Raw genomic sequence first — 19,083 nt, 5'->3', positions numbered from 1 at the left:
CCCAACATTTCAACGGATGCGGAATATTCGCCTGTATGCCGGCCTGATTGTCTGTCTGGTGCTCAGTGCCCCGCTGCTGCATTGCGGTGAGCTTGCGGCCGGCCAGAAGAAGGATATCCTGAAGTTCAACAAAATGTATGAGCGGGGGGAGTATGCTGAGGCTGCTGACTTTGAGCTTGATCGCATTGGCGACGACCGTTCGGACAAGGCGAAGCTGCTGCAGTCGCTGCAGGCAGCGGCAGCCTTGCGTTATGACAGCCGGCTGGAGCTGAGTTCCCGGCTGTTCGACGAGTCGGATGCCATTTTGAGGGAGCATGAGGAAAAACTTCTGGCCTCGACTGCCTCTTCCTCCGCAGGCGCCGTTCTGCTCAATGACAGCTCTTTGGATTACAAGGGAACGGTGTACGACGGGGTGATGCTCAATACCTATAACGCCCTGAATTTCTGGGAGGCAGGCAAGACTGATTTGGCTCGTATAGAATTCAACCGTGCGCTTGAGCGCCAGCGCAGGGCCGTTGAGCGGTTTGCTTCAGAAATTGAGAAAACGCGCCGCGCGCTTGCTGAAAAGCAGGCATCGGGTTCGGTTCCCCTCGATGTTGAGCGCAGGGCCGATTCGCCCGAGGTTGATGCCCTCATCCAGCAGAATTATTCCAACATCTTTGCGTTCGAGGCCTATCCTGATTTCGCCAACCCGTTTGCGAACTATGCGGCGGGGCTGTTTTTTCTTTCCCAGAAAGACTACCCAAGGGCTGAGGAGCAGCTGAAGCGGGTGGTGGGCATGAGCGGCATGGATTCCCCTGCAAAGGGCGATCTGGCGCTTGTTGTTGAGGCTCTTGGGGGTAAGGAAGATGTTGGCGCGTATACCTGGGTGATTTTTGAAAACGGATCGGGGCCGGTTCGTGAGGAGATTCGTCTTGACCTTCCGCTTTTCATTGTGAGCCGGACGGTGAAGTATACGGGCATTGCCCTGCCGACACTCGCATTTCGGGAAAAAGGGTGTGAGTATCTGAACCTGAAAACGGGCGACGAGACGGTGGGCCGCACTGCGGTGCTTTCAAGCATGGACCGCGTGGTGCAGACGGAGTTCAAAAAGAGATATCCGGCGGTGCTTCGTCGTGCCATTGCATCGGCAGCGGTGAAAACGGTTGCGCAGGCGCAGGTGCAGAAGCAGCTTGGCGATATTGGTGGTCTGCTCGGAGGCCTTGTGCAGCGGGCAACGACCATAGCCGATACCCGCATGTGGACAGCCCTCCCGAAAGAGTTTCAGGTGGCGAGAATCAAAACCCCTGAAGATGGCCGGCTGGAGATAGTCTCTTCCGAAGGCCGATCGTTTGCTGTGACTGTCCCGCCGGGCGCCAGATCAATAGTCTATATCAAAATCCCGTCCATGGAGGCCCGTCCCTATTGCAGTGTTACGGCTATGGATGCTTTACCTGCCAGAGATGCTGCGGTTTCCGTTTCGTCTGGCAAGGCCCTTTCAACCACAGAACAGTCATTGCCATGATCAAAAAAACCCCCGTGATTTTTCTTCTTCTCCTTCTTGTTCTTGGAGGGTGCGGCAGCTCAAAACTCAACGACCGCCGCGCGAGCATTATAGACGGCTCAATCAAGGGCAAGATTGTGCTGCAGGAACTTTCTTCGGTCATCAGTTCCGACGGGCTGATGTCTGTTCAGGTGACGGGAAAAAATACCACCGGCAGGTACAGACTTCTTGAATACCGGATGGAATGGTTCGGTATGGACGGGATGCTTGTTCCCACCGTCATGACGAGGTGGGTGAAGTTTCCGGCTTTTGAAAAATCCAGCTTCAGTTTCCGGGCTGTAGCTCCGAAGGCACCGGTCAAGGATTTCAGGGTCATTATCAGAAAAGCTCAACAGTAACAGTAAAACAGAGAGGAGAATGATATGAAAAAGCTTTCCGCAATACTTGCGCTGCTTTTTTTCAGCGGATGCGCCACACCGGTGACTCATATTGATACGAATAATGATAAGGGCAAAGCGGTTATGGGGCTTGATTACCGCGATTTCCAGACAGCAGCCGGTGAGGCTGTCAGCTCCATGCTTCAGTCCGGCGCGGTTGCCAAGCCGGGCGGGGGGCGCTATGTGCTGGCCATTTCGCGTATTGTCAATGATACCATGCAGCGGATTGATACCGACCAGCTTGTCAAGAAAATACGGGTTGATCTTCTGCAGAGCGGCAAGGTTGTGGTGACCACAGCTGTCGGACTTACGGGTCCTGAAGATCCGATGGCGATGAAGAGCCGCCAGCTTCGCCAGTCGGCTGAATTCAACCAGAGCACGGTTGCTGGTACCGGACAGATGATTGCGCCGGATCTCAGCCTCTCGGGAAAGCTTCTTCAGCGAAATATCCGCGTTTCAAGCGGTACCCAGCAGGTTGAATATTATTTCCAGCTTACTCTTACCGACATCAGTACCGGCCTGGCGCTCTGGGAGGGCGAGAGCTTTATCGGCAAGCGGGGAAGCAGCAAAAGCGTTTCCTGGTAACCGATGATGCACCGTGTGGCTATAGGCGCAGGGCTGCTGATGTTCAGCCTCTCTGCGCTCCCGTTCTGTTCGGGCGAAGTGATGGTTGTCGATTATCTTGATTCGGGTACCCGGCCTGACAGCCTTTTTCAATTCCCTCTTCCCCAGGGAGCTCTTGATGTTGAGCCTGCAGACTCTTTGGCAGTGACCCCGTTGCCGGTTCTGGCTGAACTGCAGAAGGTGCTGGCGGAAGCCCCGGTTGATTCGTCGGTAGCTATGCCTGACTCTTTGTCCGCCTCGTCTTCAGTTTCCGTCGGGGACTCTCTGGCAGTTTCTTTGCCCGACACGCTCTCTGTGCCGCCCCCTCCCCCGCCTGCTCCAGAGTATGATTTTTAATATCCTATCCCCCATATGGCCATGAGAAAATATATTCCATTCATTATTGCTCTGCTGTTTCTGCCCGGTATGGCCGGTGCAGCGGGTGCTGTGACGCAGGTTGAAATAACGGGTTACGGTGCCACCCGTCAGGAGGCTATACGCGACGGTCTGACTGAAGCCATACGCCAGAATAACGGCGTTCGCATCAGCTCCGGGAAAGAGTATCAAAAGAATGATGTTCCCCTGCCCTGGCCGGGTGATACCCTGGCTGTGAGGCCTGTTGGGGAAATGCAGCTTGTGGGCAGCGATGTGAGAGAGACAAGCAAGGGAACCGTCCGCCAGTACAGGGTGATGGATGAGCGCCAGCTGGAGGATGGCCAGTGGGCGGCGCGCCTTCTTGTTGCCTTTACCCATTACAGAAGCCCGGGAGTTGCCTCGCAAAACCGCCGTCGGATTGCTGTTCTGCCTTTTCAGGCTTCGCAGTTCTCTTTTATGTTTGGGGGCCGGGAAGTGCTTTCGGACGAGATTTCTTCGCGACTGTCGCAGCGTCTGGTTGCAGAGCTGACACAGAGCCGGCGGTTTTCGGTTCTTGACAGGGAGTACCTTTCTGCCTACCTGCAGGAGAAACATCTCATCCTTTCAGAGGATGCGGCCGATGATGAACTGCTCAAAATGGGGGCAGTGCTGGGTGTTGACTACATGCTTGTGGGCACCATTGCTGAGGCGGGGGAGCGTTCCTCTGGCGTTCTTATTCCTATGACCGGAGAACAGGTACAGGAGAGCAGTGCATCCCTTGTGGTTGACTACCGGATTATTGTTATGGCGACCCGGGAAATAAAATGGGCCGGGACGGAGACTGTTGCTCTTGACAAACCGACTGGCGGCCCCGATGCTCTTTGCCGTGAAGCTGCCCGGATGGTGGTTCAGCATGCAATGGCAAATATCTATCCGCTTCAGATTGTGGGAAGCAATGCTGCAGGAGAGGTGCTGATAAATCAGGGTGGCATTACCCTGCAGGTGGGCGAATTGCTGGATGTGTTCGCTGCCGGAGAGAAGGTTTTTGATCCCTATACGAAAGAGTCGCTGGGCGCTTCTGAGTCACGGATCGGCAGGGTCCGGGTGGTACGCGTCTCAGCGAAAAAGTCTTACGCTGAAGTTGTTGAAGGGGAGCTTGAGGCGATGGCCAGCGGCAGTATCTGCCGGAGGGGCGGGGAGACGGCCGCACTTCCTCCTGAAGGTGGCAAACCCTCCTCCATCCGTTTTTCGGGAAGCGGTGGAGTTCTTCTGCCCTTTGACCGGTAGGTTAGAATACTTCATCGGGAATTTTTCCCATTTCTTGCTGGTTAGCACATATTCCTGCCTCTTGTCCATACCTGGCACAGGGGGCGTCTTTTTTTCATACAAAAGAGAGTGTGGTTATGCAGGGTCAGGTTGTCATTACAGGCGCTACCGGTGTTATCGGGGCGGAGATTGTTGCAAAGCTTGCCGCAAGGGGAGAGGCTGTGGTGGTGCTGGCCCGGTCGCCCGAGTCGGCTGAACGGAATGTTCCGGGTGCACGGAAGTATGTCAGGTGGGATTCGGATATGCAGGACGGGGAGTGGCGGGAATATATCGATGGGGCCAAAGCTGTGATTCATCTGGCGGGAAAGCCTCTGCTCGAAACCCGCTGGACCCCGGAGCATAAAAAAGAGTGTTATGATTCCCGGATTCTGGGTACCCGTCATATCGTTGACGCCATTGCTCATGCGGCCGTGAAACCCGGCGTGCTCATTTCTGCCTCGGCCGTGGGCTATTATGGTTCGTTTGATCGGTGTGACGATACTCCCGGTATTACGGAGTCGGGCAAGCAGGGCCGCGACTTTCTTGCTGAAATATGTGTTGACTGGGAGCGGGAGGCGCTGAAGGCAGAGGGTGTGCGTCTGGTGCTTTTGAGAACCGGTATTGTCCTGTCATCAAAAGGGGGAATGCTTGAAAAGCTGCTTGGGCCATTCAACATGTTTGTTGGAGGCCCTGTGGGGTCCGGCAATCAGTGCATTTCATGGATACATCTTGATGATGAGATTGATGTGATTCTTGCGGCTCTTGATCATGATGGCTGGCACGGCCCGATAAATCTCGTTTCGCCGCGTCCTGTGTCGATGAGGGAGTTTGCTGATACACTGGGCAGTGTTCTTGGCCGGCCGGCTCTGCTTGCGGTGCCGAAGCTTGCCGTGAAACTGCTGCTTGGAGAGGGTGGTGAGTATGCCGCTTCGGGTCAGAAGGTTGTCCCTGCATTTCTACAGGAGAAGGGGTATGCCTTTCATTTCACGGATCTTTCCGTTGCACTGAAAGATCTTATTGACACTGGCAGATAGGCGGGAAGGAGGAAATAAAAAAGCCAGGCGGACAAGTGCTGTTCCGTCTGGCTGTAGACTTTGGTCCTTATGAAAGGATCAGTAATCTCTTCTTGCAGGGCGTTCTTCACGGGGTCTTGCTTCGTTGACCGTGATGGTGCGTCCGCTGAGCTCTTTCTCGTGCATTGACTCTATTGCTTCGCGTGCTTCACTGTCGTTAGGCATGTCAACAAAACCGAAGCCTTTTGAACGGCCTGAGAATTTGTCGGTGATGATGTTTGCGCTGTCGACCTGACCGAAAGCGGAAAAGGTGTCGCGAAGATCATCTTCGGTGATGGAATAAGGCAGGTTACCTACATAAATATTCATTGTTTGGTCTCGGTATACTCGTGCATTTGTAGAAAAAAGAAACGCTCAACAGGTAACCAAAGCACATATAACCTGTCAGCGATCAGCCAACCATTGGATGATTTCTAATCGTTAATTTACCGTTTTCCGTAATTTTTACCAAGAGGAAAATACACCCCCCCCCCTCTCGCCGGGCTTTATCATGGCGCAGGAATGAGCAGGCGCTTTCCTGTGCAATTGCTTTTGGTTGCCGGCAGGAATACGCGCTTATCTCCTGTTTGCCAAAACATCGCCCTTCTCTTTGTTTTTGGTTAGAAAAATAGCTATTTAAGGTCATTCGCCTTAAAATTTTAAGCAAACAGCAACTTCTTTATCTGCTTCTGGTTATGAAGAATAGACTGATTTCTGCCTTTCTGCTGCTCCCTCTTCTCCTGCATTCCGGCACCCCCCTCTATGGTGCTGAAGAGGTCTATACCGATTCGGGGACAACATCCTGGATGCTGACTTCCACGGCTCTCGTGCTTCTCATGATCCCCGGCCTTGCCATGTTCTACGGCGGTCTGGTGCGGACAAAGAATGTGATTGGCACCATGATGCACAGTTTCGGGGCAATGGTCATCATCGGTGTGCTCTGGCCGATGGTCGGCTACGCCCTGAGTTTCGGGCCCGGTGTGCTCGGTGGTTTTGTTGGATGGGATCCGCAGTTGTTCATGCTGCAGGGTATTGACGACACCATCATGGAGTCGCACATTCCCGAGTATGTGTTCGCCATGTTCCAGGGCAAGTTCGCAATCATCACCCCGGCGCTTATTGCGGGCGCGTTTGCTGAGCGGGTGAACTTCCGTGGGTATGCTGTCTTCATAGCGCTTTGGAGTATCATTGTCTACAGCCCCATCTGCCACTGGGTTTGGGCTTCCGATGGTTTCCTCTTCAATCTTGGTGCAGCGGGTGCGATTGACTTTGCCGGCGGTACGGTTGTGCATATCTCTTCAGGTGTCACCGCTCTGGTGGCCGCTCTCTATCTTGGTTGCCGCAGGGGTTATCCGCGTAATGTCATGCATCCCAACAATCTGGTGATGACCCTTACCGGGGCTGGCCTGCTCTGGGTTGGCTGGTTCGGATTCAACGCGGGAAGTGCCATATCGAGCGACCTTGCAACTGCCAGAGCTCTTACGGTAACCCAGCTTTCAGCGGCTGCAGGAGCGTTTACCTGGATGGTCATTGAAATGGTGCACCATGGCAAGGCGACCAGCCTTGGTGTTGCATCGGGCATTCTGGCGGGGCTTGTTGCCATAACCCCTGCTGCGGGTGTTGTACAGCCTGTCGGGGCTTTTGCGCTCGGTGCGCTTGCTTCTCTTGTCTGTTATGGTGCCATATTGCTGAAGAACCGTATGGGGTATGATGACAGTCTTGATGCATTCGGTGTGCATGGCGTGGGTGGTATTGTGGGGGCTCTTGCCCTTGTCTTTTTCATCCGTCCCTCATGGATGGCCGAGGCGGCAGAGCTTGCCGGAGGAAGCTGGAGCGTTTGGCAGCAGTTGGGCGTGCAGGCGACGGCTGTGGGTATTACGGTGCTCTATGCGTCAGTGGTGTCGCTGATTCTGCTTGTGCTTATTGAAAAAACCATCGGTCTGCGCATCAGCGAAAACGATGAAATGTCGGGTCTCGACCACAGCATGCACGGCGAGCATGGCTACGGCCTCATCAACCTAAACTGAACTTGATCCATGAAGCTGATTACCGCAATCATCAATCCCGACCGGCTCGACCATGTGCGTGAGGCCCTGATTCAGGCAGATATAACCCGAATCACCGTCAGCAGGGTGACCGGCCATGGTCGCCAGGAGGATATTGATATTTATCGTGGCCAGAAGATTGCGCCGAATCTGATTCCGAAAATCAGGATCGACATTGCCGTGAATGAGGAGTTTGTTGAAAAGACCATTGATGCCATCATCGATTCGGCAAGCCACGATCCTGTTGCCATTGGTGATGGTAAAATTTTCATTACCCCGCTTGAGGACTGCATCCGCATCCGTACGCGCGAACGGGGAGGCTCTGCTGTATAGGGTAAAGTGATCTTTATTGTGTAGTTTTCCTGTGGCGCGCATATACTTGCGTTTGTTCTTGCCCTCAACCAGATACAGGGAGACTGCCATGTACGCAATGAAGAAAACCGTGTCACTTTCAGGAAGTTCTCTGGCTGCCGTTGGCACGGGTTGGCTGATGCCTTTACCGGATATGCGCGACTACAGCGCTCTTCATCCCGAAGTTGCTCTCTTGAGGCAGCATCTTGATCTGCCGAAAACGAAAAAATCAGGGAGCGTTTCCCTTCCTCCCAAAGCTGACCTCAGAGAGTGGTGTTCCCCTGTTGAAACGCAGGGTGCCATCGGTTCCTGCACGGCGCATGCCGCCTCGGGGTTGGTTGAGTATTTTGAACGGCGAGCCTTCGGCCGCCACATTGACTGCTCCCGCCTTTTCATTTACAAAACCACCCGCAACCTCATGGGCACCACCGGCGACACTGGTGCGTGGCTCCGCAATACGATGGGCGCTCTTGCGCTCTGCGGCGTGCCTCCTGAAAAGTACTGGGCCTACACCGACAAAGATCCGGGTTTTGATGAAGAGCCAAGCGGGTTTGCCTATGCCGTTGCCGACAATTTCGAGGCACTCCGTTACTTCTGCCACGATCCTATTGCCTCAAGCGTCAAGAGGGAAGAGGTTCTTGTGGGGGTGAAAAAGTTCATCGCTTCGGGGATCCCTTCGGTGTTCGGGTTTTTCGGGTTCAGCTCTTTTGAGGACGGGGATGCCCGGGGACACATTCCGATGCCCTGCCCCAGCGAACAGGCGGAGTGGGGCCATGCTATTCTTGCTGTTGGCTATGACGATAAAAAAGTGGTTGAAAATACCCGGTGCGCTGCCAGGTCGCGCGGGGCGCTTCTTATCAGGAACTCCTGGGGAGCAGAGTGGGGTGAGGGGGGATATGGGTGGATGCCTTATGACTATGTGCTGAAAGGGCTTGCTCTGGATTTCTGGTCGCTTTTCAGTATGGGGTGGATTGATACGGGACAGTTCGGTTCCTGAGGTTCAGGAGCGTCCGGCAGTCCTGGCGGCATCTTTCCAGCCGGGGCAGTAGGTGTTGAGCCAGCTTTCAGCGGTACTGTCGCCAAGGCGTGCGGCCGCCTGAAAATCGGCCTGCCGTCCGGAAATATCTCCGCTTTTGCTTCGTGCTATGCCACGGTGGAAAAACGCCGGGGCCATTTTCCTGTCGAGTGCAATTGCTTCTGAAAAGTCTGAGGTTGCGCCGGTGAAGTCGCCGGTCAGGTTTTTGATGATCCCTCTGTTGTAATAACCGACAGCCCTGAAGTTGTTCTCGCCGCAGGTGATGCACATGGAGTAGTCCTGCATCGCCTTTTTGTATTTTTTCAGTTTCTGGTTTGCAGCTCCGCGCATCTGGTAGGCCATTGCAAAGACGGGGTCAATTTCAATGGCTTTTGTGTAAAAGTCAATGGCTGATTCTATATCGCCCTGCATCTGGTGGTTGAGGCCAAGGTCAAACCAGTTGTTGGCCGATTCAGCAGCCGCCGGTGAGGTGGTGCTCATGGCCAATGCGGCGGTAAGTGCAAGTGAAAGCAGCGTCTTTTTCATCGGTTCAGGGGCCCGGAAAATTGTTTCGGGAAAGTCGCGATTCGCCGGGTACTGTGCGCAATCGGACATATAAATAAATGTACGAATAGTTACGGGGGAATGAAAAAAATGCCCCACTTCATTTGCAGTCTTTTCCGTGCTGCAATTTTTTCAGGAGGTGTGGCATTTCACCCCACTTTGTCTATCTTGATGCAGAGCTTTCTCCAACGCTTCCCTGCAATCAATGTTCCGGATCAGCCTTGAGGAATTTGAAGGACCGCTTGATCTGCTCCTCTTCTTTATCAAGAGGGACGAACTTGACATCTACAATATCCCCATTTCGAAAATAACGACTGATTTTGTCAGCTACATCCATGATGCGCGGCGTTTCAAGCTTGAGGTTGCGGCGGAGTTCATTTATATGGCTTCTCTTTTGATGAGCATCAAGGCCTCTATGCTGCTTCCGCGTCAGACGGCAAACGATGAGGATACGGATGAGTTTGATCCGCGCACTGAGCTGGTGCAGCGGCTGCTTGAGTATAAGCAGATCAAGGAGGCGAGCGAAATTCTTGACCAGTGTGCCTTTGAGCGGGAACAGCTGTTTGCGAGGGGGCTGTTTGAGGAGTTTATGCCGGAGGTGGTTGATGAGCTTGATGAGCAGGTGAACCGCCCGACACTCTATCATCTTATGAGCGCTTACCGGGCTGTTCTGGACAATATCCCCAAGCCGATGAGCCGCAATGTCATGGACGCTCCGGTGACGGTGAAGGAGCAGATTGAGCTGATTATTTCAAAGCTTCAGGACCGGGTGCAGGTGTCGTTCAGTGATGTGCTTGAGGGGGTCAGTCAGCGGATTATTCTGGTTGTGACTTTTCTTGCGGTGCTGGAGATGTGTAAAAATGGCAGGATCCTTGTTCTGGTGAAGGAGGGTCATGATGATTTCTGGATTGCTCTTAAAGGTCCTGATCCCAGGAGCCAGTTGCTTTTATAATAATTATACCATAGTTGTATGCCTGAAATTGCGCCTTTTGAAGCTCTTCGTTACAGTGATGAACTGCTGCGCGATGCTTCCAGCCTTATCTGCCCTCCGTATGATGTGATAACTCCTCCTTATCAGAAGGAGCTGTATGCGGCTTCTTCATGCAATGCGGTGCGCCTTGAGCTTCCGTGTGAGGAGAGTCCGTATGAAGCAGCAGCTGCCCGTTTGCGCGAATGGCTGCTTGAGGGGGAGCTGGTGCGGGATCCGCGGCCGGCACTCTACCCCTATTTTCAGACTTTTGCGGACCCTGAGGGGAACCGGGTGACGCGGTGTGGTTTTTTTGCGGCGATGCGTCTGAGTGAACCTTCCGAGAAAAAGGTGCTGCCGCATGAAAAAACCTTGTCGGGGCCGAAGGCCGACAGACTGAATCTGTTCCGGCAGACGAGGGCAAACATCAGTCCGGTGTTTGGTATTTATGCCGATGAGTCGGGCAGGGGCGATAGATTGCTGAAGGAGTATGCGGCGACGCATGAGCCGGTTCTTGAGGCTGAGCTTCAGGGGGTGGAGAACAGGATGTGGCGGATTACGGAACCGGAGCTGCTGGCCGAACTCCGGGAGGTGCTGCTGGAGAGGACAGTGTACATAGCTGATGGTCACCACCGGTATGCAACCGGTCTGAATTACCGCAATGAGCGGGCTGATGGCAATTCCTGCCATACGGGCGAGGAACCCTACAATTTTATTCTGACCTATCTGGCGAACATGTATGACGAGGGGCTTCTGATTTTTCCGATTCACAGGGTTGTGCACGGGCTTGCGCATTTTGATGCCGAGGCTTTTCTTGGTAAGCTCGGTGAGCAGTTTGTCCTGAGGGAACTTGATGGGCGTGAGGCTTTGAAGGAGTTTATGGATAGGGAGCAGTCGAGCTATGCCTATGGAGTAGTGCTTCCCGGGCGGCTGGTCGGCATTGTGCTTAAGGGGCGTGCGGAGGATGTGCTTGAGGCTTCGTGTCCGGAGGCAATGCGGCGTCTTGGCCTGGTGGTGCTGCATGACGCAGTGCTTGGTGGTATGCTTGGCATTTCGCGTGAGGCCATGGCCAGCCAGAGCAACCTTGTCTACAGAAAAGATGAGGGTGAGGTGTTCCGGGCTGTTGAGTCGGGAGAGGCTCAGATTGGTTTTGTGGTGCATCCTACAACGGTTCGCCAGGTGCTTGATGTGTCGGACTCGGGTGAGGTGATGCCGCAGAAGTCAACTTTTTTCTATCCTAAAATCATGACGGGACTGGTGTTCCATTCTCTTGGATGAACGGTGCTTTCAAAGAGGTGTTCCATTCGGCTTCCGCATTGGAGACCCGTGCGGTGGGCCGGAAGTTTGCGGCTTCGCTCCCGGGTGGCGCTGTTGTGGCGCTTTCTGGTGACCTGGGGGCAGGCAAGACAGAGTTCATGAGGGGGGTGGCTGAATTTTTTTGTTGCGCGGAGCAGCTTTCCAGTCCGACATTTCCCATTCTCAATATCTATAACGGCCTGCTTCAGGGGGACGAGGTGAGCATCCATCATTTTGATCTCTATCGGATTGAGCGGCCCTCGGAATTGGATGCGCTGGGGTTCGGGGAGTATCTTTCTTCAGCGTGGTGTTCGTTTGTAGAGTGGGCTGAACGGTTCGGGGAGTATGGGGACCGCTACACTGCAAGGGTTCTGATTGAGTATGAGGGTGACGAGAGCAGAGTGATAACTATTGAAAGAGAGGAATGACGAATATTCTGGCTGTGGAGTGCACGCATGAAGTGCTCAGTGTTGCCCTGATGTGCCGGGGGCGGAAGCTGGAGCGCAGTGGCGGGGGCTGGCAGAAGACTGCGGAAAGCATTGTGCCGCTGATGGATGAGGTTGTGTCCGCCGGAGGGATTGCCCCCCGTGAATTGGACGCAGTGGCGGTTTCTTCGGGGCCGGGTTCGTTTACTGCTCTACGCATTGGCATGTCGGCGGTGAAGGGGGTGGCTTTTGCTCTTGATGTTCCGCTTCTCTCTGTTCCAACCCTTCCCGCCCTTGCGGCTTCCCTTCCGGCGGATGTTTCGGGGGATAGGGTTATGGCTGTTGTTGGATCGCGGAAGGGTGAGTATTTTTATGCCCTTTACCGGCGGGACGACCTTGCGGCATTCAGCTGGCATGATGAGGTAAGCCGTGGCGGGGTGGAAGATGTTGCCGTGGCTCTTCAGGATTGTGCCGGGAAGGTGGTGGCGGTTGGCCGGAATCTGGAGCCACTTCGGACTGTGCTTGATGCAGGTGGGGTTGCCGGGGTAAATGCCGATTTTTTTTCGGCTGCTTCGTTGTTTGATTTTGCGATTCGGGCCTACGCGGAGCCTTGCAGGACGGGGGCTGGCGAGGTGGAGCCTGATTATCGGCAGAGTTTCGGCTCGGGCGGTGCGTGATGTTTGCTATATTGACCGCACGAGAAGCTGTAGAGCCTTACAGATTGATGTTTCGAATGGTGAATTTTCTCTTAACGGTTGAATGACTGGAGCTATATGGGAGGCCTCAAAAAGAACGAAAAACCGGCACAGCCGGTGGTGCGCGAGGTTGAAGATGGTGAACTGCTTGCCCGAAGGGCGGCGGAGCTGACTCTTGAAAAGAAGTGTGAGGATGTGAAGATTCTTGATCTTCGCGAACTGACTTCCGTGACGGACTTTTTTGTGATTGTGACTGCAGATTCGGAGCGGAAAGCCAAGGCTGCGGCGGAGCATGTGATTGAGGAGCTGCGCGGGGAGGATGAACGGCCGCTTCATGTGGAGGGGCTTGATTCCATGCACTGGATTCTGTTGGACTATGTGAATGTTGTTGTTCATATATTCATGCCAGATGAACGAGGTTTTTATGATCTGGAATCACTATGGTCGGATGCACCTGTTGTTGCTGTAACCTGAATGGTTATGGTAACTTCTCTCTTTTTTCTCGATTTCCGATGATGGTTATTGACGGTATTTATGCCGGTTTTTCATACATTGATCTGTCGGATTCTTTATAGCAAATATCACTTCTGATTGCCTTATGCAGCGCCAACGAATACTCCCTGTTACGATTGAAGAAGAGATGCGGGGCTCCTATCTCGATTATTCCATGTCGGTTATTGTCAGCCGTGCTCTTCCCGATGTGCGCGACGGATTGAAGCCGGTTCACCGCAGGGTGCTGTACGGCATGCATGAACTGGGTCTTCAGGCTGGAAAGCCGCACAAGAAATCGGCCCGTGTTGTTGGTGAAGTGCTTGGTAAGTTTCATCCGCATGGTGATTCGGCCGTGTACGACAGCCTTGTGCGAATGGTGCAGGATTTTTCGCTGCGCTATCCGCTGATTGACGGTCAGGGAAACTTCGGTTCTGTTGATGGTGATTCTCCTGCGGCCATGAGGTATACGGAGGTCCGCATGAAGGCCATTGCCGGCGAGATGCTCAAGGACCTTGATAAGGAGACTGTTGAGCATTCACTCAATTTTGATGACTCCCTTGAGGAGCCTACCGTACTGCCGTCTTCAATTCCGAACCTTCTTGTGAACGGGGCTTCTGGTATTGCGGTGGGTATGGCTACCAATATTCCGCCTCAGAACCTGCGCGAGGTTGTTGATGGCATGACGGCCTTGATTGATAATCCGGATATTGAGATTGAGGAGCTCATGAAGCATGTGATTGCTCCTGATTTCCCCACCGGTGGCATCATTTACGGGTATGAAGGGGTGCGTCTGGCCTATACAACAGGACGGGGCAAGGTGGTTATTCGTGCCCGCGCTCTGGTTGAGGTGACACAGAAAAACGGTCGTGAGTCAATTGTTGTCACAGAGCTTCCCTATCAGGTCAACAAGGTCCGGCTGATTGAGAAAATTGTGGAGCTGGTGCACGATAAAAAGGTTGAGGGCATTGCCGACATCCGTGACGAGTCTGACCGTGACGGTATGCGCCTGGTCATTGAGCTGAAACGCGATGCTGTGGCAAAGGTTGTGCTGAATAATCTTTACAAGCACACGCCGATGCAGGATACCTTCGGCGTCATTATGCTTGCTCTTGTTGATGGGGTGCCCAGAGTGCTGAATCTCAAAGAGATGATGCAGTTCTACATCCAGCACCGCAATGAGATTGTTCTTCGCAGAACCCGATACGACCTGACGGCTGCTGAAAAACGGGCTCATATTCTTGAGGGTCTGAAGATTTGTCTCGACAATCTTGATGAGGTCATTACCACCATCCGCGAGTCTCCCGATGCAAATACCGCTCAGGCGCGCCTTATAGAGCGTTTCGGGCTGTCGGAGTTGCAGTCGAAGGCGATTCTGGAGATGCGTCTGCAGCGCCTGACCGGCATGGAGCGCAAGAAGATTGATCTTGAGTATGCTGAAACCATAGCCCTTATAGAGGAGCTTCGCGATATTCTTGCAAGCCCTGAGCGGCAGATGCAGATTATCCGCACAGAACTTCTCAAGGTGCGCGAAGTATATGGTGATGAACGACGCACTGAAATTGTGCCGCAGGAGGGTGATTTCTCTATTGAGGATATGATTGCCCAGGAGGATGTGGTCATTACCATCACCCACGACGGATTCATCAAGCGGTTCCCTGTGTCGGGCTATCGACGCCAGGCCAGAGGCGGCAAGGGTGTAACGGGGGCGCAGGCCAAAAATGACGACTTCATCGAACACATGTTCGTGGCCTCTACCCATAATTATATACTGTTCTTCACCAGCAACGGCAGATGTTATTGGCTCAAGGTCTATGAAATTCCGGAGGCTGGCCGTGCCGCAAGAGGCCGTTCGCTTGCCAATATCATGGAGCTGAACCCTGGTGAAACCATTAAAACCTATATCAATATCCGTAACTTTGATGAGCCCGGCTTCATCATGATGGCGACTGCCGACGGTATTGTTAAAAAGACGGCGCTTGAGGAGTTTTCCCGTCCGCGGCGCAACGGCATTGCGGCCATTACCATTGATACTGGCGACGCGCTGCTTGATGCCCGTTTGACTGATGGTGATCATCAGGTGATACTGGCCAAGAGCTCCGGCCTCGTGGTTCGATTCCCCGAGTCGCAGGTTCGGCCGATGGGAAGGACTGCCATGGGTGTCAAGGGCATAACGCTTGACCGTGGAGAGAAGTGCATTTCAATGGTCACGACCAAGCGGCTTGATACCGCTCTGCTTGCAGTAACCGACAATGGATTCGGAAAACGGAGCAAGGTGGAGGATTACCGCCTGACCAAGCGTGGAGCAAGAGGGGTCATTACCCTTAAGGCGCATGAAAAGATAGGGGCGCTTGTGGGGCTGCTTGATGTAAATGACGATGACGATCTCATCATCATTACTTCACACGGGATTGTGAACCGCCAGCATGTTTCCGACATCCGCATTACTGGAAGGAATACTTCCGGCGTCAGGCTTGTGAGGCTGATGGAGGGTGATGCGGTTTCGGCTCTTGCGCGGGTTCCCAAGACTGATGAGGATACCGATACGGAGACGCTTCTGGAGGATCCTGATGGCCAGCTGCCACTGCTCTGACAATGGAATGGTTGACCGAAAAACGCAATACTACACCAATAAACGACAACGATGTCATGGCTCGACCGAAGAATGTGAAATATGTTTTTGTGACTGGCGGGGTTGTCTCGTCGCTCGGCAAGGGGATTCTCTCCGCTTCGCTCGGGATGCTGCTGAAGTCGCGGGGACTGAGGGTTGCCATACAGAAGTACGATCCCTATATCAATGTTGATCCGGGGACAATGTCGCCCTATCAGCATGGTGAGGTCTATGTGACCGATGACGGTGCCGAAACTGATCTTGATCTTGGCCATTACGAGCGTTTTCTCAACGAGTCCACTTCACAGGTTTCAAACCTGACCATGGGCCGTGTCTACAAGTCGGTTATAGATAAGGAGAGGCGCGGTGCGTATCTGGGTGGTACGGTGCAGGTTGTGCCGCATGTGATTGACGAAATCAAAGACAGGCTCGCCGAGTTGGCAAAGAACGGCAATTATGATGTGATCATCACTGAAATCGGTGGAACTATCGGCGATATCGAGTCCCTGCCTTTTCTTGAGGCCATGCGCCAGATGAAGCTGGATATGGGAGATCGCAACCTGCTGAACATCCATCTGACCTTTGTGCCCTATATCAGAGCTGCGAGTGAGCTTAAAACCAAGCCAACCCAGCACAGTGTGAAAATGTTGCTGGAGACTGGTATTCAGCCCGATATTCTTGTCTGCAGGAGTGAAAAACCACTTTCCTCGGAAATCAAACGGAAGGTGGGCCATTTCTGTAATGTCAACAATCTTGATGTCATCGGACTCAACGACTGCGATACCATTTATGAAGTGCCGTTGACTCTTCTGCAGGAGCAGCTTGACCTGCGGGTGCTGAAAAAGCTGGGGCTGAAAAAATTCAAGGAGCCCGATCTTGTCTATTGGCGCGAGTTCTGCAATAAGGTGAAGCATCCGACCTCTGGTGAGGTTACCATAGTTGTCTGCGGTAAGTATACCGAGTATCCCGATGCCTATAAATCTATTCTGGAAGCCTTTATTCATGCCGGCGCGAGTAACGATGTGAAAGTGCATGTGCGGCTCATCGGGGCTGAAGCGGCGGAGAATGAAGCGTATGATTTTGCACGGGAGCTTGAGGGGGTGCATGCTATTCTTGTTGCTCCGGGTTTTGGTGATCGTGGCATAGAGGGCAAGGTGGCCTTCATCCGTTACGCGCGGGAGCAGGGGATTCCTTTTTTTGGAATATGCCTCGGAATGCAGTGTGCGTCGGTTGAGTTTGCCCGCAATGTGTGCAATCTTGCAGAGGCCAACTCTACAGAGTTCAACAAGAGGGCCCGCTATCCGGTCATCGACCTGATGGAGCAGCAGAAAAAAGTCAAGGAGAAAGGTGGAACAATGCGGCTGGGAAGTTATCCCTGCATCATCAAGGAGGGGACGAAGGCCAATGAGGTGTATGGCAAGTTCCTTATCAATGAGCGCCACCGGCACCGTTTCGAGTTCAACAATGCCTATCGGGAGACTTTTGAAGAGCATGGTATGGTCTTCTCGGGAACTTCGCCCAATGGTGAACTTGTGGAGATTATTGAAATCAAGGATCATCCCTGGTTTGTGGCTGTGCAGTTCCATCCGGAGCTTAAGTCAAGGGTGCAGGCTGTTCATCCTCTGTTCCATGGTTTTGTTGGTGCTGCCAAATCCTATGCTGCGGTCGGTCATCAGCCGGAGTTAGCGGCAATTGAACCCCACTTCATGCCAGAGCCGACTGCAGAGGCCTACGCCGCCTATTCTGAGGAATCTTCGGCGGAAAGCAAGTCATTTTTCCCTGACAATGGTGGTCATGATGAGGAGAGGGATTCCGGGCAGTAACTGCCCGGATGCAGCCGGTTCAAACAGTAAACTGCCTGTCCATTATGCCCAGCATGCTCTCGCTGCCTGATGCCTTTCTTCATGCGCATCGTTTTATTTCCCGTCCCCTCTTGACAATAGGGCAGTCTCAAATTTCATTCTATACTATTCTTGCCATAGTGCTGGCCGTCAGCATTCTCTATGTTGCGGCGCGGCTTCTTAAGCGGTTTATTGTCAACCGCCTGCTGGTTGACACCGTCAAAGACGAAGGAACCAGACTGGCTCTTGGAACCATCACTCAGTATCTTGTTGTTTTTTTTGGGTTTTTTGTGGTGCTGCAGTCGGCGGGGATTGATTTGAGTGCACTGACAGTGCTTTCGGGCACCATTGGCATAGGAATCGGATTTGGTCTGCAGAACATTGCCAACAACTTTTTCAGCGGCGTCATTATTCTTCTGGAACGCCCGGTTAAAGTAGGCGATCGAATCCAGGTGGGCGAGATCAATGGCGATGTTGTGCGAATAGCCATTCGTTCAACAACCATTCTTACCAACGACAACATCAATATCATCATCCCAAACTCGGAGTTTGTGTCCAATCAGGTCATAAACTGGAGCCACAACGACCGCAATCTGAGGGTTACCGTTCCGGTGGGTGTTTCCTACAGTTCGGACCCGGAGGAGGTGAAGTTGGTTCTTCTTCAGGTTGCCGACGATCACCCCGATATTCTTCAGACTCCGCGTCCGGATGTTATTTTTTCTGATTTCGGTAGCAGTTCACTTGATTTTGAGCTTCGTGTCTGGACTAAAACGCGCATCCAGACTCCAAAAATTCTTCGAAGCGAGATGAATTTCAGAATATTCGAGGCCTTTAAAAAGAGGGGGATTGAGATTCCTTTCCCTCAGACCGACCTCCATTTCAGGAGCAGTGATGTTCCTTTTTGGGAGAAAAAAGATGAGAGCTGCGGGAAAGGCTGAGAAAAAAGTCAATTATTTTCAATAGCACAACACTGCGGAAAGCTGCTTCGGGCAGCTTTTTTTAATGCTGTTTCCGCAGCTTCATGCGCCATCCTGCCAGATGGATAACAAGGGCATGCTCTCAATGGTAGATGATAAAGCGTGATATTGTGATGGTTATGATTTCTGGGCGAAATCTGTAAAGTGTTGTTAAAAAATGGCATACAGGGGTAAAATTTAATTGTGGAGATAAAAAGCCGAAACAGTTTGCGGAAGTCGGGAAAAGAGATAGATTGGGCTCCCTTGATGAAGGAAACAGTTCTTTGATTCTCCGGTGTGGTGGCCAGACAGTGCTTTCTGCAGCGGATGAAATAATGAAAAAAGATTTTGCAGGAACCCGAGAAAAGAATACATTGGGTTCCCTTGATGAAGGAAGCAGTTCTTTTGACGACCCGAGATGGTGAAGTTTGTATGATTTGACTGTCAGGCGGGAAGAAAAAAAGGAAAAAAGTTTTTGCAGAATCGGGACGACAGTGTTACATTGATGTCCCTTGATTTCAACAAGGAAGTTCTTTGAATTTGTTGCTAAGTGAACGCCAAAGTCAATTGCTTTGCAGTTGTTTACAACTCAAG

19 protein-coding genes are annotated in these 19,083 nt (G+C 52.8%); 17 read left to right on the top strand and 2 right to left on the bottom strand.

What is annotated here, in order from left to right:
* Positions 1–16 precede the first annotated feature (16 nt).
* From EKD02_RS06265 to EKD02_RS06240, 6 genes are all read left to right on the top strand, one after another.
* The gene (locus EKD02_RS06265) at positions 17–1,504 is read left to right on the top strand and encodes a COG3014 family protein (protein WP_126384556.1); all 1,488 of its coding nucleotides are present in this window, start codon (positions 17–19) and stop codon (positions 1,502–1,504) included.
* On the top strand, positions 1,501–1,881 hold the full coding sequence (locus EKD02_RS06260; protein WP_126342624.1) for a YcfL family putative periplasmic lipoprotein: 381 nt from the start codon (positions 1,501–1,503) through the stop codon (positions 1,879–1,881). Before EKD02_RS06265 ends, EKD02_RS06260 begins: the two co-directional genes overlap by 4 nt.
* Positions 1,882–1,905: 24 nt before the next feature.
* On the top strand, positions 1,906–2,505 hold the full coding sequence (gene lpoB, locus EKD02_RS06255; RefSeq protein WP_011889410.1) for a penicillin-binding protein activator LpoB: 600 nt from the start codon (positions 1,906–1,908) through the stop codon (positions 2,503–2,505).
* Positions 2,506–2,508: 3 nt separating this feature from the next.
* Complete coding sequence (locus tag EKD02_RS06250; protein WP_011889411.1) at positions 2,509–2,880, top strand: hypothetical protein; 372 nt, start codon at positions 2,509–2,511, stop codon at positions 2,878–2,880.
* A gap of 21 nt (positions 2,881–2,901) precedes the next feature.
* Entirely contained in the window at positions 2,902–4,164 is a 1,263-nt protein-coding gene (locus tag EKD02_RS06245) for a CsgG/HfaB family protein (protein WP_244924411.1), read from the top strand.
* Positions 4,165–4,280: 116 nt separating this feature from the next.
* Complete coding sequence (locus EKD02_RS06240) at positions 4,281–5,216, top strand: TIGR01777 family oxidoreductase (protein ID WP_126384550.1); 936 nt, start codon at positions 4,281–4,283, stop codon at positions 5,214–5,216.
* Between the two features lie 78 nt (positions 5,217–5,294).
* On the opposite strand, the gene rbp is transcribed toward EKD02_RS06240, so the two are convergent.
* Positions 5,295–5,564, bottom strand: coding sequence for an RNA-binding regulator (gene rbp / locus EKD02_RS06235; protein WP_011889414.1), 270 nt, complete (start codon positions 5,562–5,564; stop codon positions 5,295–5,297).
* Positions 5,565–5,929: 365 nt separating this feature from the next.
* Here rbp and EKD02_RS06230 point away from each other — a divergent pair, with 365 nt between their 5' ends.
* From EKD02_RS06230 to EKD02_RS06220, 3 genes are all read left to right on the top strand, one after another.
* The gene (locus tag EKD02_RS06230) at positions 5,930–7,261 is read left to right on the top strand and encodes an ammonium transporter (protein ID WP_126384547.1); all 1,332 of its coding nucleotides are present in this window, start codon (positions 5,930–5,932) and stop codon (positions 7,259–7,261) included.
* A gap of 9 nt (positions 7,262–7,270) precedes the next feature.
* Positions 7,271–7,612, top strand: coding sequence for a P-II family nitrogen regulator (locus EKD02_RS06225; RefSeq protein ID WP_011889416.1), 342 nt, complete (start codon positions 7,271–7,273; stop codon positions 7,610–7,612).
* An 88-nt stretch (positions 7,613–7,700) separates the two neighbouring features.
* Positions 7,701–8,627: a C1 family peptidase gene (locus tag EKD02_RS06220; RefSeq protein WP_011889417.1), complete on the top strand. Its 927-nt coding sequence runs from the start codon at positions 7,701–7,703 to the stop codon at positions 8,625–8,627.
* A gap of 3 nt (positions 8,628–8,630) precedes the next feature.
* On the opposite strand, the gene EKD02_RS06215 is transcribed toward EKD02_RS06220, so the two are convergent.
* The gene (locus EKD02_RS06215) at positions 8,631–9,260 is read right to left on the bottom strand and encodes a tetratricopeptide repeat protein (protein ID WP_011889418.1); all 630 of its coding nucleotides are present in this window, start codon (positions 9,258–9,260) and stop codon (positions 8,631–8,633) included.
* 154 nt (positions 9,261–9,414) lie between these two features.
* Here EKD02_RS06215 and EKD02_RS06210 point away from each other — a divergent pair, with 154 nt between their 5' ends.
* From EKD02_RS06210 to EKD02_RS06175, 8 genes are all read left to right on the top strand, one after another.
* On the top strand, positions 9,415–10,161 hold the full coding sequence (locus EKD02_RS06210) for a segregation and condensation protein A (protein WP_126342619.1): 747 nt from the start codon (positions 9,415–9,417) through the stop codon (positions 10,159–10,161).
* An 18-nt stretch (positions 10,162–10,179) separates the two neighbouring features.
* Complete coding sequence (locus EKD02_RS06205) at positions 10,180–11,454, top strand: DUF1015 domain-containing protein (RefSeq protein ID WP_126342617.1); 1,275 nt, start codon at positions 10,180–10,182, stop codon at positions 11,452–11,454.
* A complete protein-coding gene (gene tsaE, locus EKD02_RS06200; protein ID WP_126342615.1) occupies positions 11,451–11,900 on the top strand; it encodes a tRNA (adenosine(37)-N6)-threonylcarbamoyltransferase complex ATPase subunit type 1 TsaE in 450 nt (149 codons plus the stop codon). The genes EKD02_RS06205 and tsaE overlap by 4 nt, the downstream gene beginning before the upstream one ends.
* Positions 11,897–12,574, top strand: coding sequence for a tRNA (adenosine(37)-N6)-threonylcarbamoyltransferase complex dimerization subunit type 1 TsaB (tsaB, locus tag EKD02_RS06195; protein WP_126342614.1), 678 nt, complete (start codon positions 11,897–11,899; stop codon positions 12,572–12,574). The genes tsaE and tsaB overlap by 4 nt, the downstream gene beginning before the upstream one ends.
* 96 nt (positions 12,575–12,670) lie before the next feature.
* Positions 12,671–13,066: a ribosome silencing factor gene (gene rsfS, locus EKD02_RS06190; RefSeq protein WP_011889423.1), complete on the top strand. Its 396-nt coding sequence runs from the start codon at positions 12,671–12,673 to the stop codon at positions 13,064–13,066.
* Between the two features lie 124 nt (positions 13,067–13,190).
* Positions 13,191–15,674 carry a DNA gyrase subunit A gene (gyrA, locus tag EKD02_RS06185; RefSeq protein WP_126384544.1) on the top strand — a complete coding sequence of 828 codons (2,484 nt, stop codon included), beginning with the start codon at positions 13,191–13,193 and terminating at the stop codon, positions 15,672–15,674.
* 56 nt (positions 15,675–15,730) lie between these two features.
* Positions 15,731–17,515 (top strand): CTP synthase, encoded by a 1,785-nt coding sequence (gene pyrG, locus EKD02_RS06180; RefSeq protein ID WP_126384624.1) that lies wholly within the window; start codon positions 15,731–15,733, stop codon positions 17,513–17,515.
* Between the two features lie 44 nt (positions 17,516–17,559).
* Positions 17,560–18,471 carry a mechanosensitive ion channel family protein gene (locus EKD02_RS06175; protein ID WP_126384541.1) on the top strand — a complete coding sequence of 304 codons (912 nt, stop codon included), beginning with the start codon at positions 17,560–17,562 and terminating at the stop codon, positions 18,469–18,471.
* The last annotated feature ends 612 nt before the right edge of the window (positions 18,472–19,083 follow it).

Origin of the sequence: Chlorobium phaeovibrioides (assembly GCF_003968655.1) — a bacterium.
Taxonomy (GTDB): domain Bacteria; phylum Bacteroidota; class Chlorobiia; order Chlorobiales; family Chlorobiaceae; genus Chlorobium; species Chlorobium phaeovibrioides.
The sequence above is the reverse complement of the archived record's forward strand: the minus strand, read 5'-3'. Positions and strand labels throughout refer to the sequence as shown.